Origin of the sequence: Avibacterium paragallinarum (assembly GCF_900450705.1) — a bacterium.
GTDB lineage: Bacteria > Pseudomonadota > Gammaproteobacteria > Enterobacterales > Pasteurellaceae > Avibacterium > Avibacterium paragallinarum.
On sequence record NZ_UGHK01000002.1, the window covers coordinates 491,010 to 516,369 of the forward strand.

The 25,360-nt window shown below is 40.6% G+C and carries 19 protein-coding genes, 4 tRNA genes, 3 rRNA genes and 1 pseudogene; 5 read left to right on the forward strand and 22 right to left on the reverse strand.

Translation table 11 applies throughout. From position 1 onward, the window contains the following. Positions 1–25 precede the first annotated feature (25 nt). Positions 26–580: an NAD(P)H-dependent oxidoreductase gene (locus DXZ23_RS07100; protein ID WP_017806132.1), complete on the forward strand. Its 555-nt coding sequence runs from the start codon at positions 26–28 to the stop codon at positions 578–580. A gap of 135 nt (positions 581–715) precedes the next feature. On the opposite strand, the gene DXZ23_RS07105 is transcribed toward DXZ23_RS07100, so the two are convergent. Then, a complete protein-coding gene (locus DXZ23_RS07105) occupies positions 716–2,011 on the reverse strand; it encodes an ABC transporter substrate-binding protein (protein ID WP_152416095.1) in 1,296 nt (431 codons plus the stop codon). Then, positions 1,999–2,340, reverse strand: a complete 342-nt coding sequence (locus DXZ23_RS15870) for a response regulator transcription factor (protein WP_242510713.1) — start codon at positions 2,338–2,340, stop codon at positions 1,999–2,001. The genes DXZ23_RS07105 and DXZ23_RS15870 overlap by 13 nt, the downstream gene beginning before the upstream one ends. A 266-nt stretch (positions 2,341–2,606) precedes the next feature. Between DXZ23_RS15870 and xthA the strand changes: the two genes are divergently transcribed. Continuing rightward, the gene (gene xthA / locus DXZ23_RS07110) at positions 2,607–3,410 is read left to right on the forward strand and encodes an exodeoxyribonuclease III (protein ID WP_017806130.1); all 804 of its coding nucleotides are present in this window, start codon (positions 2,607–2,609) and stop codon (positions 3,408–3,410) included. A gap of 119 nt (positions 3,411–3,529) precedes the next feature. Then, positions 3,530–4,462: a hypothetical protein gene (locus DXZ23_RS07115; RefSeq protein WP_017806129.1), complete on the forward strand. Its 933-nt coding sequence runs from the start codon at positions 3,530–3,532 to the stop codon at positions 4,460–4,462. Positions 4,463–4,546: 84 nt separating this feature from the next. Here the strand turns inward: DXZ23_RS07115 and metF are convergent, their stop codons facing one another. Both metF and DXZ23_RS07125 read right to left on the reverse strand, forming a co-directional pair. After that, positions 4,547–5,425: a methylenetetrahydrofolate reductase gene (gene metF, locus DXZ23_RS07120; protein ID WP_017806128.1), complete on the reverse strand. Its 879-nt coding sequence runs from the start codon at positions 5,423–5,425 to the stop codon at positions 4,547–4,549. A gap of 247 nt (positions 5,426–5,672) precedes the next feature. After that, positions 5,673–6,347: an HAD-IA family hydrolase gene (locus DXZ23_RS07125; RefSeq protein WP_046098899.1), complete on the reverse strand. Its 675-nt coding sequence runs from the start codon at positions 6,345–6,347 to the stop codon at positions 5,673–5,675. Positions 6,348–6,688: 341 nt separating this feature from the next. Here DXZ23_RS07125 and trhP point away from each other — a divergent pair, with 341 nt between their 5' ends. Then, positions 6,689–8,059: a prephenate-dependent tRNA uridine(34) hydroxylase TrhP gene (gene trhP, locus DXZ23_RS07130; RefSeq protein ID WP_017806126.1), complete on the forward strand. Its 1,371-nt coding sequence runs from the start codon at positions 6,689–6,691 to the stop codon at positions 8,057–8,059. A 707-nt stretch (positions 8,060–8,766) separates the two neighbouring features. Here trhP and DXZ23_RS07135 read toward each other — a convergent pair. The 16 genes from DXZ23_RS07135 to wecA form a co-directional block, all read right to left on the reverse strand. Next, entirely contained in the window at positions 8,767–9,945 is a 1,179-nt protein-coding gene (locus tag DXZ23_RS07135) for an NRAMP family divalent metal transporter (protein ID WP_017806125.1), read from the reverse strand. A 30-nt stretch (positions 9,946–9,975) separates the two neighbouring features. Next, positions 9,976–10,716, reverse strand: coding sequence for a 5-oxoprolinase subunit PxpA (gene pxpA, locus DXZ23_RS07140; protein ID WP_017806124.1), 741 nt, complete (start codon positions 10,714–10,716; stop codon positions 9,976–9,978). After that, positions 10,703–11,647, reverse strand: coding sequence for a 5-oxoprolinase subunit C family protein (locus DXZ23_RS07145; RefSeq protein ID WP_035695935.1), 945 nt, complete (start codon positions 11,645–11,647; stop codon positions 10,703–10,705). Before DXZ23_RS07145 ends, pxpA begins: the two co-directional genes overlap by 14 nt. Continuing rightward, entirely contained in the window at positions 11,644–12,294 is a 651-nt protein-coding gene (gene pxpB / locus DXZ23_RS07150) for a 5-oxoprolinase subunit PxpB (RefSeq protein WP_017806123.1), read from the reverse strand. The genes DXZ23_RS07145 and pxpB overlap by 4 nt, the downstream gene beginning before the upstream one ends. 119 nt (positions 12,295–12,413) lie before the next feature. Beyond that, the gene (locus tag DXZ23_RS07155) at positions 12,414–13,046 is read right to left on the reverse strand and encodes a DUF1919 domain-containing protein (RefSeq protein ID WP_017806122.1); all 633 of its coding nucleotides are present in this window, start codon (positions 13,044–13,046) and stop codon (positions 12,414–12,416) included. A 10-nt stretch (positions 13,047–13,056) separates the two neighbouring features. Further along, on the reverse strand, positions 13,057–14,316 hold the full coding sequence (locus DXZ23_RS07160; RefSeq protein WP_021724564.1) for a multifunctional CCA addition/repair protein: 1,260 nt from the start codon (positions 14,314–14,316) through the stop codon (positions 13,057–13,059). An 8-nt stretch (positions 14,317–14,324) separates the two neighbouring features. Further along, a complete protein-coding gene (locus DXZ23_RS07165) occupies positions 14,325–14,924 on the reverse strand; it encodes a TIGR04211 family SH3 domain-containing protein (protein ID WP_017806120.1) in 600 nt (199 codons plus the stop codon). Positions 14,925–15,311: 387 nt separating this feature from the next. Next, positions 15,312–15,427, reverse strand: a 5S ribosomal RNA gene (gene rrf / locus DXZ23_RS07170). A gap of 88 nt (positions 15,428–15,515) precedes the next feature. Beyond that, positions 15,516–18,516: ribosomal RNA gene (locus DXZ23_RS07175) — 23S ribosomal RNA — on the reverse strand. A 212-nt stretch (positions 18,517–18,728) separates the two neighbouring features. After that, positions 18,729–18,804 (reverse strand) — tRNA-Glu (locus DXZ23_RS07180). Between the two features lie 161 nt (positions 18,805–18,965). Beyond that, positions 18,966–20,506, reverse strand: a 16S ribosomal RNA gene (locus DXZ23_RS07185). Together the 16S, 23S and 5S rRNA genes with 4 tRNA genes alongside form the textbook arrangement of a ribosomal RNA operon. 158 nt (positions 20,507–20,664) lie before the next feature. Continuing rightward, positions 20,665–20,741, reverse strand: a tRNA-Pro gene (locus DXZ23_RS07190). Positions 20,742–20,747: 6 nt separating this feature from the next. After that, positions 20,748–20,823, reverse strand: a tRNA-His gene (locus DXZ23_RS07195). Between the two features lie 26 nt (positions 20,824–20,849). Beyond that, positions 20,850–20,923 (reverse strand) — tRNA-Arg (locus DXZ23_RS07200). A gap of 181 nt (positions 20,924–21,104) precedes the next feature. Next, on the reverse strand, positions 21,105–21,902 hold the full coding sequence (locus tag DXZ23_RS07205; RefSeq protein ID WP_017806119.1) for a Wzz/FepE/Etk N-terminal domain-containing protein: 798 nt from the start codon (positions 21,900–21,902) through the stop codon (positions 21,105–21,107). Between the two features lie 22 nt (positions 21,903–21,924). Next, complete coding sequence (wecA, locus tag DXZ23_RS07210) at positions 21,925–22,989, reverse strand: UDP-N-acetylglucosamine--undecaprenyl-phosphate N-acetylglucosaminephosphotransferase (protein ID WP_017806118.1); 1,065 nt, start codon at positions 22,987–22,989, stop codon at positions 21,925–21,927. Positions 22,990–23,131: 142 nt separating this feature from the next. On the opposite strand from wecA, the gene hemL reads away from it, so the two are divergent. Then, a complete protein-coding gene (gene hemL / locus DXZ23_RS07215) occupies positions 23,132–24,421 on the forward strand; it encodes a glutamate-1-semialdehyde 2,1-aminomutase (RefSeq protein WP_017806117.1) in 1,290 nt (429 codons plus the stop codon). Positions 24,422–24,456: 35 nt separating this feature from the next. Here the strand turns inward: hemL and DXZ23_RS15420 are convergent, their stop codons facing one another. Both DXZ23_RS15420 and DXZ23_RS07220 read right to left on the reverse strand, forming a co-directional pair. Continuing rightward, positions 24,457–24,600, reverse strand: coding sequence for a hypothetical protein (locus DXZ23_RS15420; RefSeq protein WP_165381641.1), 144 nt, complete (start codon positions 24,598–24,600; stop codon positions 24,457–24,459). A 27-nt stretch (positions 24,601–24,627) separates the two neighbouring features. After that, positions 24,628–25,287 (reverse strand): annotated as a pseudogene (locus DXZ23_RS07220) (IS1595 family transposase). Positions 25,288–25,360: the final 73 nt, after the last annotated feature.

The following is a 25,360-nucleotide window of genomic DNA, read 5'->3' on the forward strand; positions in this document are numbered from 1 at the left end:
TTGGTTATTTAGTCCAACTTTTGGGGTGCAGATCATTTTAGGCACTCATTCCCAAACCAACCAGCTTTCAGATTATGTTGTGTCCAAATTCCCTAATGCACAGATTACAATTCGTGATTTAGGCACAAATCCACTCCCACATTTTGATGCTATCGCCGCTAATGCCTTACGAGGTGAGCCAAAAACAGAACAAGATAAAGCATTACTTGCTCTTTCTGATGAATTGGTTGCGGAATTAAAAAACGCCGATATCCTCATTATAAACGCACCAATGTACAACTTTAATATTCCTACTCAATTAAAAAGCTATATTGACTTCATCGCTCGCCCGCGTGTTACTTTTCAATATACAGAAAACGGCCCTGAAGGCTTAATAAAAGGCAAAAAAGCTATTGTATTAGCTTCTTTTGGTGGTGTTCATCAAGGACAAACCACAGATATAGTAACGCCTTATCTCAAAACCTTTTTAGGCTTTATTGGTATTGATGATGTTGATTTTGTGGAAGGCGTAGGTTCTGGCTCAGAAGTAGCAGCAAAATCGCAAGAACAAGCTAGAGCGAAAATTGATACATTAGTTTAATATATTTAACAAAGAAGAGCTGATATTCTCTAATATTGTTCCTTTCATTCGAACAACATTTCAGCTCTTTGTCAAAATCTTAGGCAGCGAAAGCTGCCAAAACACTAGACATCAAAAGTACCGGCTTTTCTTATGCTAAACGTTGAGCCAATGCGGTAGTTTAAATTTGGACTCAGCAAAGAGGGTTGGAGCAATGACTGTACTTTTCCCCTGTTGGATTTGAAATAATAAATGCGGTTGGCTGGTAGATAGATCTTGGGTGTTATCAGGGTAAGCCAGCCCCGCTTGCACTTCTCCACCAAAATAGTAAGTGCCGTTTACCCCTGTATAAGCTAAAGAACGAATGCCATTAATGATCTCTTTAAACGCTCTTGGGGAAGTGCTATGTCGCCAAACATTGGCAAGAATTTGAATTTGGTCATAAGCGACGCTCGCTTGTGAATAACTGGGTTGATGATGAAAAAATCGTTGATAATCTTGGCAAAATTTCCGTCCCGCATAAGTCATACTAAGCCCTGTAGTACTTGCCCACAATACGCCTTCACACTGTTTTTCTTGCGGTAAAAATACCGAAGGTGCGTAAATACTATAAATAATCGCATTAATCGGATTTTGGATAAACAATTGATAAAATTGTAAAATATCTTCCGCAAAATAAGAAGCAAACACGATCAACGTCGGATCAAGCTGATGCACTTGTTTAATAGCATAATCAAAAACCTGTGGCGATTTTTCTAATGTTAAAACATCAACTTGCCAATGTTCCTGACGTAATTGAAAAATAAGATTTTCAATACCAATATCAATTTTTTGCCATTTTACGGTAATCACCAAAATCCTTTTATTTTTCATCACTTGTGGATAATGATGCTGATAAGCTCGAATAAAACGTGCAACCCCGGCACCATAATTAATATCGCTGGCACACGCCTGAAAAATATTTTTTATCTGTTTATGATGAGATTTACCCAAATCACTATGTGTAGCAAGATGAATATACGGAATACCTTTACTCGCAATCCATTCGTGTAAATCGGGAGAATAACAGGCATAGCTCGTAGAAATTGCATCAACTTCTTTATCTAATAACCTTTGATATGCTTGAAGGATACTTTTCGGATCATCAACACAAAACCCCACCGTTTCTAACCGCACTTGCCGCCCATTAATCCCACCTTGTTGGTTGATCATTTCCACTGCTAATCGTGAGCCGTTGCATAATTCTTGCGTATCCAACTTACCGATTCCTTGTTCAACACAAGGCACGCCGATGGTAATTGGATAAGCCATTGTTGAATGAATAAAGTGCGGTGCTTTTTGTGGCAGTTTTTTTCCTTTCGCAAGGGCTTCAATTTCATACGTCGCTAAAACAGATTGCGACAAATCACCCGGCGTTGGCAAACAGCATAGATTTTCTGTTACCGCAAACACCGCCAAGCTAGTCCGATTTTCAATTTGCGTTTTTGAAAAAGACGCTCAATGTGTTTAGCAACAGTACGTTCACTAATAAAAAGCTGTTGAGAAATTTCTACATTGCTTAGTCCACTACTGAGCAAGGTGAGAATTTCAATTTCTCGCTTACTCAGCTCAAAAGGCAACTGAGTTTGCTGGGCTGTCATTAAGGTAAAAATCTGCTTATAGCGTTGTAAACTCACATTAAGCCATTGATTATTTTTCTGTTTGATAATAAAAGCACAAGCTATCTCGTTTGGAAAAAAGTAAAGCCTGAGCATAATCAATGAGCGGAGGAAACATTTCAAAATACGCTTTCCCTACACCACTATCCCACTCTATTAATTGTTTTTGCCCATCCACCAAGCACGCCCACGCCAATTCCATTTTTATCCTAATTTGTTATTTGCAAACAGAATCATCATAAAGAAGTTTGTCTACCAATTTACTGATATAAATCAATAGATAAACGACAAAACAAAGTGCGGTGAAATTTTTTATCATTTTTGAAATCTTACAAACCTTAGTATAATGCCCGTCTGATTTTATAAATGAACGATTAGGAACTTATTGAATGAAAGTAATGTCTTTTAATATCAATGGATTGCGAGCTAGACCTCATCAGCTTGAAGCTATTATTGAACAATACCAGCCAGATATTTTAGGTTTGCAAGAAATTAAAGTCGCCGATGAAGATTTCCCTTACGCGTTGGTGGAACACTTAGGTTATCACGTTTATCACCACGGGCAAAAAGGGCATTATGGCGTAGCATTTTTGCTCAAACAAGTGCCCAAAGCCATTCACAAAGGCTTCCCTACAGATGAAGCGGACGCACAAAAACGCATCATTATGGCAGAAATGGAAACCGAATTTGGTTTGCTTACAGTAATTAATGGCTATTTTCCGCAAGGAGAAAGCCGTACCCACGAAACCAAATTCCCTGCCAAAGAAAAATTTTACGCGGATTTGCAACGCTATTTAAAGCAAGATCACGATAAAAACAACCCAATCATCATTATGGGCGATATGAACATCAGCCCGACAGACTTGGACATCGGCATTGGTGAGGAAAGCCGTAAACGCTGGTTGCGTACGGGAAAATGCTCATTTTTGCCCGAAGAACGCGAATGGTACAATCGCCTTTATGATTACGGTTTAACGGATACTTTCCGCCACTTAAATCCAACCACCAATGATAAATTCTCGTGGTTTGATTACCGCTCAAAAGGTTTTGACGACAACCGAGGCTTACGTATTGATCACATTTTGGCAAGCAATAATTTAATTGATCGTTGTACAGATACAGGCATTGCCCTTGATATTCGTGCGATGGAAAAACCTTCCGACCACGCACCAATTTGGGCGGTGTTTGAATAAAATATAAGTGCGGTACAAATTTTTGGAAAATTTTAAAAATTTGTACCGCACTTGATTTATTGTCTTTTTAAATAAAATGTTCATAATTTAATTTCCATAAACAGTTAAAGGAAATTACTATGAATACAATATTTAATATATTTACTGATCAACTTACTATTTCTATCACATTAATTTTATTACTTATCAGCATTTACATTCATAGCTCTGCTAAAGATATTAATGATAATAAAAAATCTATTGTTGAAGCCCTAAACTATAAGCTCATTATCATTGCCATCATCCTTAATATTGCAATATTACGGTATTTCTCACTACACTTTGAAATACAACTTATGATAGAAGGAGTTAATCCTATTAGCTCTGTATTATTTTTGAATATAACTAATGCATTAATCGCACTTAACATTATAAAAACAAATAAAAACATCATTTTATTCCAAAAGAAAAATACGGTTATCATATCCATTTCCACAGCATTATTTACTTATTTTTTCTATATCATAAAGCCAACTTTATACTCTGAATATTATTCAGATATAAGCCAAGCTGTATCCGAAATAACCCTTTCTCCTATACAACAATTTCCCACATTTAGTGAATTGTTTATCCCAATTACGCTAGGAGCATTCTATTTTATTGGTTACCTAACCATTGCCTTTGAACTTTCTATTTTTATTCTAACCTCTATTAAAAATAAAAGTCTTTGGGGTTTTGAACTTTTTGCGATATCACTTCTATTCTTTTTTTCATCAACTCATATTAAGTATTTAGAAAAAATATTAACCAAACAAATAATAACAGATAAAAATATTAGCTACCTTATTACAAAATTAGAATATAACCCTCTTTTTGAAAAATGCGACAACCCTCACTTAATTGAGTTGAATAAAACGGGTAAATATTGGTTTAAGTCTATTTCTCATAACAAAATCATCTATGTCGAAGGAATATGGAACGATCATATTAGTAAAGAAGAAAGAACACTTGAAAATATTGAAGAATATCGTTTTCATCCATTCGAAGAAGAATGTATGAAAACGATAAAATAATATGAATTAATACGATATAAATGAATATAGAATTAGCACAGTAGTTAATCTACTATCCCCTCAAATAAGTCATATATTCTGATACTATGGACGCACTCCCAATGTGTGGCAAATGGCATAAGTTAATTCGCTGCGGTTTAGGGTGTAGAAATGGAAATCTTTCACTCCTTCGCGAGAAAGAACGCGAACCATATCAATCGCCACGCTGGCTGCGACTAAATTTCGCGTTGTCGGGTCATCATCAAGGCCTTCATACATCTTCGCAAGCCAAGCTGGAATTTTTACATTGGTGATCGCTGCCATTTTTTGTAGTTGTTTAAAATTGGTTACAGGTAAAATGCCGGGTACAATTTCGGCATCAATCCCAATGGAAGCACAGCGATCACGGAAGCGGAGATAGCTATCAATATCAAAGAAAAATTGGGTAATAACGTGGTTTGCCCCTGCATCAATTTTGCGTTTTAAATTGATTAAATCCGCTTGTGCAGATTTCGCCTCTGGGTGCACTTCAGGATAAGCAGCCACCGAAATATCAAAATCAGCGACGGAACGCAATAACTCCACCAAGTCGGAAGCGTAAAATGGCTTTTTCGCATAGCCTTTTGGCTCATCGCCACGCAATGCCACGATGCGACGAATGCCACTGTCCCAATAATCTTGTGCAATGCGTTTTAATTCTTCAGGCGTGGCATCAATCCCCGTCAAATGTGGTGCGGCTTCAAGCCCTGTTTCTTGCTTAATGCGTTTCACTACGCTATGCGTACGATCCCGCTCACCCGAATTTGCCCCGTAAGTGACGGAAACAAATTTCGGCTTTAACACTTGTAAGCGATGAATAGAGTCCCACAAAATTTTTTCCATATTTTCATTTTTAGGTGGAAAAAACTCAAATGAAACATTTATATTGCCATTAACCCCTGATAAATAATGATTTAGCGTATCTATTTCTTTTGCATAACTCATAATACTTTCCTTTGTCATTTTTCCTATTTAGACTGCTTTACGGCTATAACATTAAAAAGAAAATAACTATGTGTCAATTTCAAAAATTTCATTATTTTAATGAAAATAATTCATAATAAAAAATACTCTTTATACTGATAAAAGCATAATCGCTAATAAAATAGAAAAAGCGGTAAATTTTACCGCTCAGAAAAACCATATTCACAGAAGTAGAAACAGAATAAAGAAACATTTTCTCAGTAAAAAATTAATACACTGACGAAAATAGAATTTCCAGTTCACCACTTACTTCATTTAAGCGAACATCAACCGCTTCAAGATCCTTAATCACCAGCTCATTAGGAAATGCTAGAGCAGGATAAGTGGTGGCAAGCACTATTACTTTCGCCCCAGCACGATGCCCAGCTTCAATCCCCCCCGGAGCATCTTCAAACACAACACAACGCTGAATATCCACGCCCAGATCTTGTGCGGCTTTTAAATAGCCCTCTGGGTTTGGCTTGCCTTGGCTCACTTTTTCCGCCGTGATCAAGGCTTGCGGAAAGGGCAACTGGCAATATTGCAAGCGGGTTTTGGCAATGCTTTCGGTGGAAGAAGTAACAATCGCCCATTTTCCTTGAGGAATTTTTTCCAACAAGGCTTTCGCCCCCGCAATGGTGGTGGCTTCCGTTTCTTTGGCTTCTTCTTGGGTAAATAACTCCACGGCCGCGTGAATATCCGCATTTTCACCTAAAATACTGCGAGCGGTATCTTCAGGGCGGCGACCGTGTGATTGGTGGATCACCGCTTTTTTATCTAAACCATAATGCTCCGCCCAACGTCCCCAAATTCTGGCACAGGCTTGGCTGGAATCAATTAATGTCCCGTCCATATCAAATAAAATGGCTTGCGCGTTAAAACTTACTTTTTCCGCATTACGCATAATAAACTCCTTTTGGATCATTTGGTTAATCATATGATGGCAGGCAATGCTGTCTGAATGAGAAAGGAAAGGTAACAAAAGGCTTGCCCTTTGATTGGGTAAAGAATATACACCTTGGGCGTTCTTTAAGTCAAGATTTACCTCAAAAGAAGTAGCTGATTTCTTACGGTGTGAAAAATGCGGTCAAAAAATAGGGTAATTTTTACACCGCACTTTTACATCGGGCTGTGCAAATGAGAAAACCCTCGCTTTACAAATCCGAAAATCCCCCTACAATAACGGCTTTTACGCATTCGCCTTGGGTGAATGCCTGACTTGTAATCAGACACTAAGAGAAATTTATGACAACCACTTTTAAACCCGAACTGCTTTCCCCAGCAGGCTCATTAAAAAATATGCGTTATGCCTTTGCTTATGGGGCTGATGCGGTGTACGCGGGGCAGCCACGTTATAGCTTGCGTGTGCGAAACAATGAATTTAACCACGCCAATTTGAAAATTGGGATTGACGAAGCCCACGCCCTCGGCAAAAAATTCTATGTGGTGGTGAACATCGCCCCGCACAATTCTAAATTAAAAACCTTTATCAAAGATCTTCAGCCTGTGGTAGAAATGAAGCCTGACGCGTTAATTATGTCCGATCCGGGGCTAATTATGTTGGTGCGAGAGCATTTCCCTGAAATGGATATTCACCTTTCTGTGCAAGCCAATGCGGTAAACTGGGCAACGGTGAAATTCTGGAAGCAAATGGGCTTAACCCGCGTGATTTTGTCCCGCGAGCTTTCCATTGAGGAAATCGCTGAAATCCGCCAGCAAGTGCCTGATATGGAAATTGAAATTTTCGTTCACGGGGCATTGTGTATGGCATATTCTGGGCGTTGTTTACTGTCAGGCTATATAAATAAACGCGACCCAAACCAAGGCACTTGCACCAATGCTTGTCGCTGGGAATATTCCGTTGAAGAGGGAAAAGAAGATGAAGTCGGCAATATTGTTGGGGAAGAAATTCCAATCAAAAACGTTGCCCCAACCTTAGGCGAAGGACAAACCACTGATAAAGTGTTTCTGCTCGCTGAAAGCCAACGCCCTGAAGAAAAAATGTCTGCCTTTGAGGACGAACACGGCACTTATATTATGAATTCCAAAGATTTGCGAGCGGTACAACACGTTGAAAAACTGGCACAAATTGGCGTGCATTCGCTCAAAATCGAAGGACGCACTAAATCTTTCTATTATTGTGCAAGAACCGCACAGGTGTACCGCAAAGCCATTGATGATGCCTCAGCGGGCAAACCTTTTGATGAAAGCCTGATGGACACGCTAGAAAGCCTTGCTCACCGTGGTTATACCGAGGGTTTTTTACGCCGCCACACCCACGATGAATATCAAAATTACGACTATGGTTACAGCATTTCAGAGCGTCAGCAATTTGTCGGCGAATTTACGGGCGTGCGTAAAGACGGCTTAGCTGAAGTGGCAGTTAAAAACAAATTTTTGCTCGGCGATGAAGTGGAATTAATGACCCCAAAAGGCAATATTGTGTTCAAAATCAAAAGAATGCTGAACCGCAAAGGCGAAGAAGTGGAGGCAGCATTAGGCGATGGACATTTTGTGTTCCTTGATGTGCCTGAAGATCTTGAGCTTGATTATGCGTTATTAATGCGAAATTTGGTCAATGCCAACACGCGTAACCCGCACGCAGAAAGCAAATAAGATTTTTCTGCAAGCAATCCAATACAGAAAAGATGAGTGTTATCGCTCATCTTTTTTACTGCCTGCGATTATTACCTGTTGATTTCAAAATAATATCGAGTTCTTTCACTTTGCCATACCACTTATATCCTTGCCTTATTTTAACTCTAAAAATAAGATGCCAATGATTAATTTCTGCTTGAAAACTCCCCTCCCCCCCCTTTTTATACTATCTTAATTCGCACCAAGTTATTAAATAATTATTAAATTTATGTTAATAAAATGTTGCAATTTAAATTTTTAACGCTATAATTCCACCATACCCTAAAAAAGTATGACTCCAAATATTCCCCCTTATATTCTATAAGGGGGCTTTTTATTGAGATTTAAATTGCCAAATATAGATTAAATTGATTAATACGTCTTTTTTATATGTCGCAGTTAGACTGCCAATTCAAGAGAAAAAGATAATAAAATCAACAAAATAAACATAGATTTCAGTTATTTATAAATCAAAATGATTTAGAGGTGGAGATAGAAATGTATAGTCGTTTAAGTTCAAAATAAGACAAGGCAACAAGCCGCAGACAGTACAACTAGTACGGCAAGGCGAAGTAACGCCGTATTATTTTGAAATCAAACGACTATAAAATAATATCTAGACTCCTATTATAACAATAACCTATTTAATAGAAGTCTATATGTGTAATCAATTACCTGTTTCCAGTTTAGCCTGATAAGTTTCCAATATATTTATATAACGTCATTAGACTAAGTATAGCCATTAAAATAACCACCAAAGCCCCCGCAGCGGTTAACCATATCGGATGTTTATAATCTCCAACAATTTTACTACGATGAGCGGCTAATAAAATTAAACCAAGAGAAATTGGTAGAATTAGTCCATTTAATGTACCAACAAAAACAAGAACTTGAGCTGGCTTTCCTATTGTAGCCAATACCGCGGTTGAAATAACGATAAAGACAATAATCCAACAGTTTCTGTGTTTAGCAATAAAAGGCGAGAATGTTGTTAAAAAAGATACGGAAGTGTAGGCGGCACCAATAACGGAAGTAATGGACGCTGCCCAGATGACAATACCAAAAATCCCCACATTACCCGCGACATAAGAGAATGGGGTTGCCGCTGGATTAGCAGGATCGAGTTTTACCCCTTGAGATACCACACCTAGTACAGCGAGAAACAGTACAATACGCATAACAGAAGCAATTAAAATAGCCGAAACCGAACTTCTGCTGACTTCTTTAAGTGAGTTTTTTCCTGTAATTCCAGCATCAAGCAAACGATGTGCCCCTGCAAATGTAATATAGCCACCTACTGTGCCTCCAACAAGGGTTACAATGGCGATCACATCAAGTTTTTCTGGAGCAAAGGTATGAATAGCCGCCTCAGCAAGTGGAGGATTTGCATTTAATGCGACATAAATGGTTAATGCAATCATTACAAACCCCATTACTAACGCAAAGCGATCCATAATTTTTCCTGCTTCTTTAAATAAAAAGACACCAACCGCAATCGCACCGCTAATAATCGCTCCTGTTTCAGGAGCAAGTCCAGTTAAAATATTTAACCCTAGCCCTGCGCCACCCACATTGCCAATGTTAAACGCCAATCCGCCCATTACGATTAATATTGCTAAAAAATAGCCCGCCCCAGGAAGTACTGCATTGGCAATATCTTGTGCTTTCTTTTCAGAAACCGCAACAATACGCCAAATATTCAACTGTGCCCCAATATCAAGCAAAATGGATAATAAAATGACAAAACCAAAACTTGCGAATAATGTCTGAGTAAAGGTAGCAGTTTGTGTCAAAAATCCTGGTCCGATGGCTGAAGTCGCCATTAAAAATGCCGCACCTAATAATGCACTACGATCTTTTAGCATAGAAATTCTCCTGTATATTTAAATTTTATTTTAATTCGCTTTTAGCTGAATGCCTCTTTGAATAAGTGCTTGACGAATTTTATCAGCAAAAGAAATGGCGTGTTCACCATCACCGTGCAAACAAATACTATCGACATTGATAGCAACCTCCACACCATCAACACTGCGTACCGTACCATTAAGTACCATTTGTAAAACTTGGTTAATGGCTTCTTCATCACTTTCAACCATTGCATCAGCACGAGAGCGGGGAACCAGTGAGCCATCAGCCAAATAATGGCGATCTGCAAAAACTTCTGAAATAGTACCTAAGCCTTGCTGCTCTGCGACATTGAGCATTAAACTCCCTGATAATCCCATCAATTTTAACTCGGGATCAAAAGCTTTGATCGTTTTCACAATCAATGTGGCAAGAGATTCCTCTTTGGCGGCTTGGTTATAGAGTGCACCATGTGGTTTAACATAAGATAAAGGCACATTTTCCGCCTCACACAAAGCTTTGATTGCACCGAGTTGATATAGTAAGCAAGCTTTAAGTTCTTCATCCGATAGTTGCATATTAGTGCGGCCAAAATTTTCTCTATCTGGAAAACTGGGGTGAGCCCCAACTCGCACATTATTTTCTTTGGCCCAACGAATGGCTTTACGCATTTCATTAAAATCCCCTGCGTGTAAACCACAAGCTACATTCGCTGAAGTTACTAATTGCAAAAGGCGTTGATCATTGCCACCCCCCTCTGCTAAATCCACATTCAAATCAACGTGTTGCATTCACTTTTCTCCTTATATTTGTTAGATATTCTTGGTTTTGTTGATAACGTTCGCGTGCTTCCTGATAAGAAACTATCGAAAAATAGACCGCACTTTGTTTAGAATGGTTGAAGGCACATTGTGCAAACCGCCCAAGATCCGCCTCAATAACACAAGCGATTTTAGGATAACCGCCCGTGGTTTGTGTATCTGCCATTAACACAATCGGCATTCCATCGGGCGGCACTTGAATCGTCCCCATTGGAGCAGCATAGGAAAGCATTTCAAGGGGTTGTTTTAAGGTTAATTTTTTCTCACCGCTCAAACGATACCCCATTCGGCTACTATTTTTTTCTAGCCGCCAAGTCTGCTGTTGTAACAGCAATTTGCTTTGCTCAGTAAAATCTTCAAACTCCGATGAGGAAATAAGATGAATTTTATTCGTGAAATCAATGGGTTCTATACTGATTGATGATAACACTGTATCACGTTTTCCCGTTGGTAAATTATCCCCAGCTCGCAATAGTCGCCCCTGATAACCACCGAATCCTGCTTTGAGATCCGTACTATAAGAATCCAATACCTTAGGAACCCTGAATCCTCCAGCCACACAAAGATATAGATAATTCCCTATAGTAATTTGTTTCACTGTTAAACGCTGACGTGCTTTTGCTGTGTATCGCCAATACGCATAGACGGGTTGATCATCAAGATAAGCCTCACATAACGCCCCAGTAAAACAAAAAGGAGTATCGCAATCAAAAGTCAAACTAAATCCCCCCAATGTCACTTCAATAGCCGGTGTATTTGGTGCATTTTCGAGTAATAAATTACCCGCTTGCAACGCGAGGGAATCCATTGCTCCAGCGTGTCCAATACCAAAATTACGAAAGCCAAAACGCCCTATATCTTGGATATGTGCAAAGCCGTACATTTTCTCTATATAGATCATAGTGTGATACTCTCCGCAACAAATTTCACATTATCTCCCGCCATCAATAGCACGGGTGGAGTTTGCTTGATGTCAAAGAGTGGGATTTCTGTTCTACCAAGTAATTGCCATCCTCCTGGCGAAGTGAAAGGATAAACGCCAGTTTGAGAACCACCAATCCCAACCGAACCAGCAGGAACTTTCGTCCTCGGTTGATCACGTCTTGGCGTATGGAGGTTTTCAGGCACCCCTCCTAAATAAGGGAAGCCAGGTTGAAATCCAATCATAAAAACCGTATAAATTGGGCTAGTATGGCGACGTACAATTTCTTCAACAGTGGTCTGATGGAATTTTGCCACATCAAAGAGGTCCTCTCCAAATTCGCCGCCATAATGTACAGGAATCTCAATTAAACGACCTTGATGGTTTGAGGTCTGTTCTGGCGTTTCTTGCCAATATTGAGAAACTTTCCATTTTAATTTGTCAAGATCAGCGTTTGGAGTATAAAACAAGCTAAAATTATTCATACCGACCACCACTTCTTGTACATTCTCCTGCTGTCGCATTTTCTCAGCAACAAACCAAATTTGTCGTTGTTTATCTAATTCAGCAGGTGGAGGTAGTGAACAGAGTAAAGTGCATTCGCTGGTTAAAGAGAACGTGAACATAGAATAACCCCTCATTTGTTAATGAATTGTTATTCCTTTTACATTGATTTGTAAATACTGTCAATAAATATTTTAAAGATTCGAGATACGATTAAGGAAGCACATTTATCATTATTATCTTATATTGTGGTGTTTTTATTTTCATTAAACCAAGATACATAATCAAATTGATCATAATATCGTTTTCCGGACCATCCCGAATAGAGGAAAATATCTCTAGAATGGTGGTTTTCTAACCCCTTAATATAAAAAGCAGATTGAATTTGACTACATTCTCCAAGTGTTAATACCACCTTATTCCTATAAGGTAATTCATCAAATTCTTTAAGATCTTGCTCAGAATAATTATCTCTTGCAGTGAGTATAATAAAAAGATTATTCAAATTGATACGTTGGGAACGTATTTGCCATTTTTCTTGAGCCTCTTGTTCGCTGGTATAGTGCATAAAATAAATTTTAATATCACCTAAATATGCCACGGGAAAAGGATAATTCTCAGAAATAAAAACTAATTCTTGCTTGTTATAATAATTTATATCTTTTACATAACGAATAAAATCGTTTGGTTCGAGATATAGATTTACAAAAGGCGAATTAAAGGGTTGATTTAAATCATGTAAAATAAAACCACCATTACAATTATTTGCAAGTATAGTCATTCCTTTATTTTTTAATCGGAGGCGATTTCTCGGATTAATAATTAGTTGACGTAAAATAGCATTAACTTTGTTCTTAATAAAGCGAATCAACATAACATATCCATTAATTCATATTTCTGTTATGTAAGAAATTTTTGTAGGTTTGTTGAACCATATATAGACGTTGCCTAGTAAGTTCTTTCTTAATTTCTTCTTTTTGAAAACCATCAGCAATGATTTTTTTTATATTAATTTCCAATGTGGATTGATAAAGTTGAAAAATAAAATCTGCCTGTGGATAATACATTTTTTTTCCTTCTAATCCTTTTTGATTTGCAGTACAAACCAGAAGTAGCTCCTTAAAACGTTCAGGTCTACGCCAACAATCTAATTCACTAAATAATCTTAAAACTTCTTCTGGATTCAGTTGGAATACTTTATTGATAAGATTGTAGTATTTACAACTTAAGCAAGCTAAGTCTTTAATATAGTGAGGTATTTTTAATGTTTCACATAGACTTTTTATTAGGATATTTCCTTTCTCTTCAGATTCATAATAATTGTTATCTTTAAAGGTCAATATATCTTTTAAAGCACAACAAATAGCGGAGAAGCGTATAGCATTTTTTGATTGTGAGGAATAGTTCCCTGTAAGCTTAGTTGCATTTTGTAATGCTAACATTATCCGGCTAAAGGAATTCATTCTAGAATGAGAATCAGATAAATTATGAGAAGAAAATACACATAAATTACTTAGTTTGGGTAATAACTGTTTTAATGCACCAATCTTGTACAATATTTCAAAATAAATTTCAGGATTTTGAGTCTGCAATGCTTTTTCTGTTTCTAACCAAATACGTTCTGCAGAGAGATGCTGCAATTCCCCCTGAAGAGCTATTTGTGTCATTAATTCAATCGTTTCAGGAGCAATTTTAAAATTTAAATAAAAATAGCGTGCTGCAAAACGAGCCACACGTAAAACTCGTAAAGGATCTTCAATAAATGATGATGATATATGACGTAATATTCCAAGATTGAGGTCCTTTATTCCACCATAAGGGTCATATAAATTGCCTTGTTGATCTTGAGCAATAGCATTAATGGTTAAATCTCTACGTATTAAATCTTGTTCCAAAGTCACTGTAGGATCAAAATTGCAAATAAACCCTGTGTAGCCAGTCCCTGATTTTTTTTCTGTTCTAGCTAAGGCATATTCTTCTTTATATTGTGGATCAATGAAAACGGGAAATGTTTTTCCTACCTGAATATAACCTTTTTGTAATAGCTGTTGTGGAGTAGCCCCTACTACAACCCAATCGCGGTCTTTAACTTCAATATTTAAGAGCTGATCTCGTACAGCACCACCAACTAGATAAACTTGCATTATATAAATTAAGCCCATCCATCACGGCGACGTTTAGGTAAAATAAAAGGCAAAATCAGCCCCAATAACAAGCCAATACCTAAAACGGCTCCACCATAAATAAACCATTGGATTGCAATTTCTCGTTTACCTGCATCAAGCATCGCTTCAAGATCACTGTTTTTGTTTTTACTGATTTCTAATTCACGTCTAAGCTGGGAATTCTGCTCTAGTAATAAACTACTCTGTTGTTCTGCTTGCTTAGTGCGACGTTGAAGCTCACTAGTTCGTTGTTGCCAATCGTGATCCAAGCTATTTAATTTAAGAGTCAATTCTTCTATCGATGCTTTAAGTTTAGGATTTTCATCTTTACTACTTGGTGTTGCAGATAATTCAGATGTTAATATCCAAGCTTCTCGATTTCTACTATCTCGAATAAGAGTATATTTCTCTTTTTGCTCTAACACAGTTACTGGCTCTCCAGAGCGGATTGTCCCCGCTATTTTAAATTGCTCCCCAGCTCCTTTACGTAAAAAAGTAGAAAGATTTTCAGTAACATAATGCGTTTCAGGATTAGCAAACGCAGTAATGGATAAAAACAAAAGTAAATATGAAACAACCTTTTTCATTTATAACCTTTAAGCTTATAAAATTTTCCTGAGATTGTACCTTACTTTAACCGCTTAGCAAAGCTAATGAATAAGAAAACTCTCTAAAATAAAACCTTCTCTAAATTGCTTTATCTTTGAATTTACAAGCCAGCTACAACACATAAAAAGTATGTATTCATCAATTTAATCTATTATTAAATTTCCAGATATAATAAGAATCAAACAATAAATATTTCCTATAAATATCTTCGATATTTGGAAGGATAATTTTATAGATGTTGCTAAACATTCAAACATAATAAGCCACTATTCTCCTCCCCCCAAGAAAGTGCAAGAAAATATAAACATAAGAAACAACAAAAAACACCATCAAGTTCCCTCAATGGCGTTCTTCTTTCATTCAAAACCTAGCGGTGTCCTACTCTCACATGGGAAATTCCCACACTACCATCGGCGTTACAGCGTTTCACTTCTAAGTTCGGCATGGATTTAGGTGGGTCCACTGCACTTTCGCCGCCAAGATAATTCTTTAAATTCTTTACATTCTTTATCTTTTCTATTCGTTCTTTACTTCTTTAACAAAAACAAGCCAAAACCCTTGAGCGTTGTATAGTTAAGCCTCTCGGGCAATTAGTACTGGTTAGCTCAACGGCTCACACCGCTTACACACCCAGCCTATCTACGTCGTCGTCTCCAACAACCCTTACTGACTTTAAGTCAGGGAGAACTCATCTTGAGGCAAGTTTCGTGCTTAGATGCTTTCAGCACTTATCTCTTCCGCATTTAGCTACCCAGCAGTGCCTCTGGCGAGACAACTGGTACACCAGTGATGCGTCCACTCCGGTCCTCTCGTACTAGGAGCAGCCCCTCTCAATTCTCCAACGCCCACGGCAGATAGGGACCGAACTGTCTCACGACGTTCTAAACCCAGCTCGCGTACCACTTTAAATGGCGAACAGCCATACCCTTGGGACCTACTTCAGCCCCAGGATGTGATGAGCCGACATCGAGGTGCCAAACACCGCCGTCGATATGAACTCTTGGGCGGTATCAGCCTGTTATCCCCGGAGTACCTTTTATCCGTTGAGCGATGGCCCTTCCATTCAGAACCACCGGATCACTATGACCTGCTTTCGCACCTGCTCGACTTGTCTGTCTCGCAGTTAAGCTTGCTTATACCATTGCACTAACCTGACGATGTCCGACCGTCATTAGCAAACCTTCGTGCTCCTCCGTTACTCTTTGGGAGGAGACCGCCCCAGTCAAACTACCCACCAGACACTGTCCGAGTACCCGTTTCAGGCACTTCGTTAGAACATCAAACGTTAAAGGGTGGTATTTCAACAACGACTCCACGATAACTGGCGTTACCGCTTCACAGTCTCCCACCTATCCTACACATCAAAATTCAAGGTTCAGTGTCAAGCTATAGTAAAGGTTCACGGGGTCTTTCCGTCTAGCCGCGGGTACACCGCATCTTCACGGCGATTTCAATTTCACTGAGTCTCGGGTGGAGACAGCCTGGCCATCATTATGCCATTCGTGCAGGTCGGAACTTACCCGACAAGGAATTTCGCTACCTTAGGACCGTTATAGTTACGGCCGCCGTTTACTGGGGCTTCGATCTGGAGCTTCTCTTTCGATTACACCATCAATTAACCTTCCAGCACCGGGCAGGCATCACACCCTATACGTCCACTTTCGTGTTTGCAGAGTGCTGTGTTTTTAATAAACAGTTGCAGCCAGCTGGTATCTTCGACCGGTTCAACCTTCGTGAGCAAGTCACTACAATCTACGCCGGCGCACCTTCTCCCGAAGTTACGGTGCTATTTTGCCTAGTTCCTTCACCCGAGTTCTCTCAAGCACCTGAGTATTCTCTACCTGACCACCTGTGTCGGTTTTCAGTACGGTTTAGTAAAGCCTGAAGCTTAGTGGCTTTTCCTGGAAGTGTGGTATCAGTTACTTCAGCACCTTAGTGCCTCGTCATCATCTCTCAGTGTTAACGGTGAGCCGGATTTGCCTAACTCACCCACCTACCAACTTAAACGACCATTTCCAACAGGTCGATAACCTAACCTTCTCCGTCCCCACATCGCAACTTTACCAAGTACGGGAATATTAACCCGTTTCCCATCGACTACGCTTTTCAGCCTCGCCTTAGGGGCCGACTCACCCTGCCCCGATTAACGTTGGACAGGAACCCTTGGTCTTCCGGCGAACGGGTTTTTCACCCGTTTTATCGTTACTTATGTCAGCATTCGCACTTGTGATACGTCCAGCAATCCTCTCGAACCACCTTCTTCCGCTTACACAACGCTCCCCTACCCAACAGACGTATCACTAATATCCCTCTTCGATTCTTTGCCATTACACTCAACGTGTTTTTCGCTTTACCCACTTGCTTCGCAAGTGGTTAATCGTTAAGGCGTATTAGTGATACGCCTGATGCCGCAGCTTCGGTACTATATTTTAGCCCCGTTACATCTTCCGTGCAGGCCGACTCGACTAGTGAGCTATTACGCTTTCTTTAAATGGTGGCTGCTTCTAAGCCAACATCCTAGCTGTCTAAGCCTTCCCACTTCGTTTCCCACTTAATATAGATTTTGGGACCTTAGCTGGCGGTCTGGGTTGTTTCCCTCTCCACGACGGACGTTAGCACCCGCCGTGTGTCTCCTGTGCATTACTCTTTGGTATTCGGAGTTTGCATCGGTTTGGTAACCCAGGATGGGCCCCTAGCCGAAACAGTGCTCTACCCCCAAAGGTATTCACACAAGGCTCTACCTAAATAGATTTCGGGGAGAACCAGCTATCTCCCGGTTTGATTGGCCTTTCACCCCCAGCCACAAGTCATCCGCTAATTTTTCAACATTAGTCGGTTCGGTCCTCCAGTTAGTGTTACCCAACCTTCAACCTGCCCATGGCTAGATCACCGGGTTTCGGGTCTATACCTTGCAACTCAACGCCCAGTTAAGACTCGGTTTCCCTTCGGCTCCCTTATTCAGTTAACCTCGCTACAAAATATAAGTCGCTGACCCATTATACAAAAGGTACGCAGTCACCCTTGCGGGCTCCCACTGCTTGTACGTACAGGGTTTCAGGTTCTATTTCACTCCCCTCACCGGGGTTCTTTTCGCCTTTCCTTCACAGTACTGGTTCACTATCGGTCAATCAGGAGTATTTAGCCTTGGAGGATGGTCCCCCCATCTTCAGACAGGATTCCTCGTGTCCCGCCCTACTTCTCGTAAGCTTAGTACCACAGCCTGGATTTTAAGTACGGGGCTATCACCCTGTGTCGCTTGCCTTCCCAGACAATTCCTCTATCTCTGCTGCTATTACTTACTGGCTCCTCCGCTTTCGCTCGCCGCTACTCACAGAATCTCGGTTGATTTCTTTTCCTCGGGGTACTTAGATGTTTCAGTTCTCCCGGTTCGCCTTACGAGGCTATTTTATTCACCTCGCAATGATAGGCTCTTCGCCTATCGGGTTTCCCCATTCGGACATCGTGGGTTAAACGCTTCTTATCAACTCACCCACGCTTTTCGCAGATTAGCACGTCCTTCTTCGCCTCTGATTGCCAAGGCATCCGCCCTGTACGCTTTCTCACTTAACTATACAACCTCAAGGATTTTTCCCCGAAGTTGTTCTCTCGTTGAGAACGCTTACTTGCTTTTGTTCAAGTAAGTCTTTTTACTCAGACTTTTTCAATTTAATCAGAAAGCAGTTCTATTACTCTCACCACTCCCTCATTAGCTTGAAAGTCTCTTCAGTTTTCAGCTTGTTTTTACATTGTTAAAGAGCAAATCGCGAAAAATTCGCTTTCTATGGCGTCCCCTAGGGGATTCGAACCCCTGTTACCGCCGTGAAAGGGCGATGTCCTAGGCCTCTAGACGAAGGGGACAACATAGAAAGCGTCTCTCTGCTTTATTAACGTGCGGTGTGATTTTAAGCCATTTTCTCATATCGCTAGTTTCTTCAACACCATCACTATTCCTTTCTTTGCTTCTTATTGTCTAACAACCATCACGACAATCTGTGTGAGCACTCATCTATTCTATTTGGTAAGGAGGTGATCCAACCGCAGGTTCCCCTACGGTTACCTTGTTACGACTTCACCCCAGTCATGAATCATACCGTGGTAAACGCCCTCCCGAAGGTTAAGCTATCTACTTCTGGTACAACCCACTCCCATGGTGTGACGGGCGGTGTGTACAAGGCCCGGGAACGTATTCACCGCAACATTCTGATTTGCGATTACTAGCGATTCCGACTTCATGGAGTCGAGTTGCAGACTCCAATCCGGACTTAGATGCACTTTCTGAGATTCGCTCCCCCTCGCAGGCTCGCTTCCCTCTGTATGCACCATTGTAGCACGTGTGTAGCCCTACTCGTAAGGGCCATGATGACTTGACGTCATCCCCACCTTCCTCCAGTTTATCACTGGCAGTCTCCTTTGAGTTCCCACCCGAAGTGCTGGCAACAAAGGATAAGGGTTGCGCTCGTTGCGGGACTTAACCCAACATTTCACAACACGAGCTGACGACAGCCATGCAGCACCTGTCTCTAAGCTCCCGAAGGCACTCCCGTATCTCTACAGGATTCTTAGGATGTCAAGAGTAGGTAAGGTTCTTCGCGTTGCATCGAATTAAACCACATGCTCCACCGCTTGTGCGGGCCCCCGTCAATTCATTTGAGTTTTAACCTTGCGGCCGTACTCCCCAGGCGGTCGATTTATCACGTTAGCTACGGGCACCAAGCCTAAAGCCCAATCCCCAAATCGACAGCGTTTACAGCGTGGACTACCAGGGTATCTAATCCTGTTTGCTCCCCACGCTTTCGCACATGAGCGTCAGTAGCTTCCCAAGGGGCTGCCTTCGCCTTCGGTATTCCTCCACATCTCTACGCATTTCACCGCTACACGTGGAATTCTACCCCTCCCTAAAGTACTCTAGTAAACCAGTCTGAAATGCAATTCCTAAGTTAAGCTCGGGGATTTCACATCTCACTTAATTTACCGCCTGCGTGCCCTTTAAGCCCAGTTATTCCGATTAACGCTCGCACCCTCCGTATTACCGCGGCTGCTGGCACGGAGTTAGCCGGTGCTTCTTCTGTGGCTAACGTCAAATCAGTGTGCTATTAACACACCAACCTTCCTCACCACCGAAAGAACTTTACAACCCGAAGGCCTTCTTCATTCACGCGGCATGGCTGCGTCAGGGTTCCCCCCATTGCGCAATATTCCCCACTGCTGCCTCCCGTAGGAGTCTGGGCCGTGTCTCAGTCCCAGTGTGGCTGGCCATCCTCTCAGACCAGCTAGAGATCGCAGGCTTGGTGAGCCTTCACCTCACCAACTACCTAATCCCACTTGGGCTCATCTTATGGCAGGTGGCAAAAAGTCCCACCCTTTAATCTTCCGATTCTATGCGGTATTAGCCATCGTTTCCAATGGTTATCCCCCTCCATAAGCCAGATTCCCAAGCATTACTCACCCGTCCGCCACTCGTCAGCATTGAAAGCAAGCTTTCAACCCGTTACCGTTCGACTTGCATGTGTTAAGCCTGCCGCCAGCGTTCAATCTGAGCCATGATCAAACTCTTCAGTTTAATCTTTCTCAATTCGTACACTAACAAAGCTCTGTGATTTCATTTAAAATCACGATGAATTTCAGTTACGCACTCATTGTTTATAAATCTTTAATTTTTTCAGAATTCAACAAGTGCCCACACAGATTGTCTGATTGATTGTTAAAGAGCAAAAAAATTGGTCGGCGAGATAGGATTTGAACCTACGACCCACTGGTCCCAAACCAGTTGCGCTACCAAGCTGCGCTACTCGCCGATAAATTGGGGTGGCTAATGGGACTTGAACCCACGACAACCGGAATCACAATCCGGGGCTCTACCAACTGAGCTATAGCCACCATTGTTTAGATACGCATTGACTTGACGCGCTCGACAGGATTTGAACCTGCGACCTTTGACTCCGGAGGCCAACGCTCTATCCAACTGAGCTACGAACGCCTTTTTTTTTAAATCTCATTGCGTCGTTGCGGGGCGTATATTAAGAGTTTCAAAATAGCTTGTCTAGTATTTTTTTTAATTTTTTTATTACAAGATAATTTTTTGCTCAATTTGATTATAAAGTGAATACTTATTGAGTATATTTTACAACAAACTTTTCTCAAATTGATATTTATTGCCCTTATTTAAACTTCCTTTTTCTATTCTCTATCACCTTCACAGTGATTATACCAACTAAAATCCCTACTAATCCCCCAATAAAAATCCAGAACAAAGAAAAAGGTTCAGACTGTAGTGGCTGGCTAGGGGTTTTTAGATAACGATAGGCAATTAAATTATTATCAAGTGGACTTACTGCCCTCATCATTTTAAGCTTTCCTTGCCAATCTTGCGTGCCAATTGCATCTCCTTGTAAAAGGCTTCCTAAATTTAGTTGTGCTGCACTATCAACTTGATTAAACAAAGTTTTCCATTCGCCAATAAGTTCACTATAAATAACTTGCCGAGCAGAAAGATTAGTATATGCGATAAAAGCATTAAGCATCTCGAATGCTTGCTTTGGGTTATCTAATTGCAATGTCAGGCTATCCGCTGTTCCCCTACGTGCGGTTGAAAATTTCACTGTTTTTACTAATTCCTCAAGTAATATCCGATCTGCTTGGATATTTCCCGTTTCTTTTTGTTTATAATAAGGCGTTTGTTGCCAAAACCGTCGAATATTGTCATATGAGGTAAGCTGACGTTTAAATTCCTCATACACTTTTTGGGTCAAATGTTCTTCTGAGAGTACTTTTCCTTGAATAAATTGATACATTGAAGCTAATGCGTAGTAATTCCCCAATTCATTTGTTGTAGGCTGAAAGATTTGTGCCTCTGATTTCCATTGTGTTTTTTCAAGTAAGCTGACTCCATATCCAACTACAATAAAGATGAAAGTAATCAAAATAACAATAGAATATTTTTTAATCGACTGTTTCACGCCAGTAATTCTCCTTAAATATTTATGATAAACGACGTTGGCGACGTTTCATTCTACGCACCCAGCGGGTAATTCGCCAGGCTCTAGCGATGGAAAATGAATAAATGAAAAATAAAATGATAAAGCCAAGAAACATTATCCATTCATTGATGTAATAAATTTCGCCGAGAATGCCAAAACCAGCACAAAGTGCAGCAATGAATGTAATGAGCAAAAAAGCTTGTCTTGAACTTAATCCCGCTCTCACCATTAAATGATGAATATGTAAGCGATCGGGGCTGAACGGGCTTTTGCCTTTGCGTAAACGGCGGTAAATAATGGCGATCATATCCATCACAGGTATGGCAATGATCCATAGTGCCGTAATGGGGTTCATTGGGTGTCCTTTGCCTTGCGTGCTAAGCAGTAAAATCCAAATGATCGTGAAGCCAATGAGCGTACTGCCCGCGTCCCCCATAAACACTTTGAACCGTGTGCCAAAAGGAATGCCTAAATTTAATAGCATATAAGGGAGCAAAGCAATAATTAATGCGAAGCTCCAATAGGCAAGATCCATCTGATTATCCATTACGAGCAAAATCCCGATTGCGGCAAACGCCACACTGGATAACCCACCGAGCAGACCATCAATACCATCTATCATATTAAAGGCATTAATCACGGCAATCGTGGCAAATACAGTAATAATCAAGCCAATCGAGCCTAGAGTTAGTTGAAAAGGCCCAAGAATTTGCCCGAGATGATCGAGATAAATATTACCCATATCAATCATTAAAATCGCAAGAAACGCCTGAATACCCGCTCGTAAAAAAGGGCTAATATCAAAGCGATCATCTAATACACCGATGACGAGCAGAACAAAAATGCTGAATAAATAAAGCGCGGGAAGACACAGTTGATCCCACTCTAAAAAATAAAAAATCAGATTTCCAACAAATAACGAAATGCCGCCAATTAATGGGATCGCCCCTTGGTGGCGTTTACGATGATTAGGCTTATCAACTAAACCGATCTTTTGTGCAATAGGACGCATCACAAACAGAGTTGCTAATGTGCTGAGAAAGGTTAATGTAAAACTGAGCCACATAATAAAATGTCATAGTAATAAACATATTGACAAAGCATATCACAAAGAAAAAGGCGGAGATAAATATTTTTATTCTTTTACATCGTTTTACAGTACAATGCCCCGTCAATTTATTATTTCAACAAGAATGGAAGGTGAATTAATGAACCAATCTGAAACTTTATTTGCTAATGCTCAGAAAGTCATTCCGGGCGGCGTAAACTCTCCTGTTAGAGCATTCAATGGTGTGGGCGGAACGCCCGTTTTTATTGATAAGGCCCAAGGGGCATATATTTTTGATACCGATGGCAAGCAATATATTGACTATGTCGGCTCGTGGGGGCCGATGATCTTAGGGCATAACCACCCAGCGATCCTAAGTGCGGTGCAAAAAACTGCCGAAAAAGGGCTGAGCTTTGGTGCGCCTACCCCTTTAGAAATCGACTTAGCCGAACTGGTTTGCCAGCTCGTTCCTTCCATTGAAATGGTAAGAATGGTGAGTTCTGGTACAGAAGCCACAATGTCCGCCATTCGCTTAGCACGCGGTTACACCCAACGCGACAAAATTATCAAATTTGAAGGTTGCTATCACGGGCATTCCGACAGCCTACTGGTTAAAGCGGGATCAGGTGCACTCACACTCGGGCAACCAAGCTCACCAGGCGTTCCTGCCGATTTTGCCAAACACACCCTCACTTGCGAATACAACAGCATCGCCTCCGTCAAACACGCCTTTGAGCAATATCCTCAAGACATCGCTTGCGTAATCATTGAACCCGTCGCGGGCAATATGAACTGTATCCCACCCAAAGCAGGATTTTTACAACAGCTCCGCGAGCTTTGCGATCAATATGGCACATTGCTCATCATTGACGAAGTAATGACAGGCTTCCGCGTTGCCTTAGGCGGGGCGCAACAATATTATGGCGTAACCCCAGATTTAACCACGCTAGGGAAAGTTATTGGCGGCGGAATGCCTGTAGGTGCATTTGGCGGGAAAAAAGAAATTATGCAATACATCGCCCCAACTGGCCCCGTTTACCAAGCAGGAACGCTCTCTGGCAACCCTATTGCAATGGCAGCGGGCTTAGCTTGCTTAACCGAATTGAAAAAAGCGGGCAATGAACAACGCCTCGCACAACTCACCGAAAAATTAGCACAGGGCTTAAAAGCCCTCGCCGATAAACACGGCATTCCTTTTGTGGTGAATTATGTAGGCGGGATGTTTGGGATCTTCTTTACCGATCAAACGGAAGTCAGCTCATACCAACAAGTGATGCAATGCGACGCAGAAAAATTCAAACAATTTTTCCATAAAATGCTCGAGCAAGGCGTTTACCTCGCCCCTTCCGCCTATGAAGCAGGCTTTATGTCCCTCGCTCACAGTAAAGAAGATATTGAACGCACCTTACAAGCAGCAGATAACGCTTTCGCAGCAATGAAAAACGCCTAATTCCACTGGAAGATATAAGGGCGTTGCCATACGCCCTAAATATCCCCGATAAAAATAGGAAAACAAAAAGTGCGGTGCTGAAAAATGGCTCTTAACGGTGTGATGTTCATTGTTACTGTCATATTGGAAAATTTGAAAAATAGGGTTAGAAAAGACCGCACTTTTTCATTATTTATCATAAATTTTGGGGCTGTAGTAGATTAGCCCTAAATTTCACACCATTTTCGCAATATTTTTAACTGCTCTTTTGGTGTCCCAAAGTTAAACCGAAATTCACATTCCTTCAAGAATAAAGGAAAGTTTTTTCGGTTAATTCCATTATATTTTCGCAGTATCCGCTTCGCCTGATTCCAAAAATTTTCAATGCCATTAATATGATTTTGTTTCACCGCAAATAGCTCGGAATGATTGATTCATTCGTGGTGAAATTCACTCACATCAAGCGCATCATAACTGCGATAAGTGTCCGTATAAACCCAGCTATCAGGCTTGATTTTTCTTTTAATAACAGGGAGTAATGTTTCACTCTTGGTGTTTTCAACCACAACAGTAAATACCTTTCCTTGTCGTTTTAGTAACCCAAAAACAGCAACTTTTCCAGCCGCTCCTCGTCCTCGTCCTCGTTTTCCCTTTCGATGACCACCAAAATAGCTTTCGTCTAGTTCAATTTCCCCCTCAAAAATCTCGTTAACTTCAAGGGATAAATGATAGCCAATCACAAGCCTGATTTTATGGTAGAACAAAGCGGCTGTATTCGGTTGAATATCTAGCAAATTTGCTGCTGTTCTTGCAGTAACTTCTGCGACAAAAAACTCAAGCAGTTTTTTCTGTATGGATTGCTTTAATTTACAATATGTTATCTTCATTTTTGTAGTATAGCATTGTTACTAATCTACTACAGCCCCTAAATTTTAACGAATAGCTAATATTTTTTAGTTT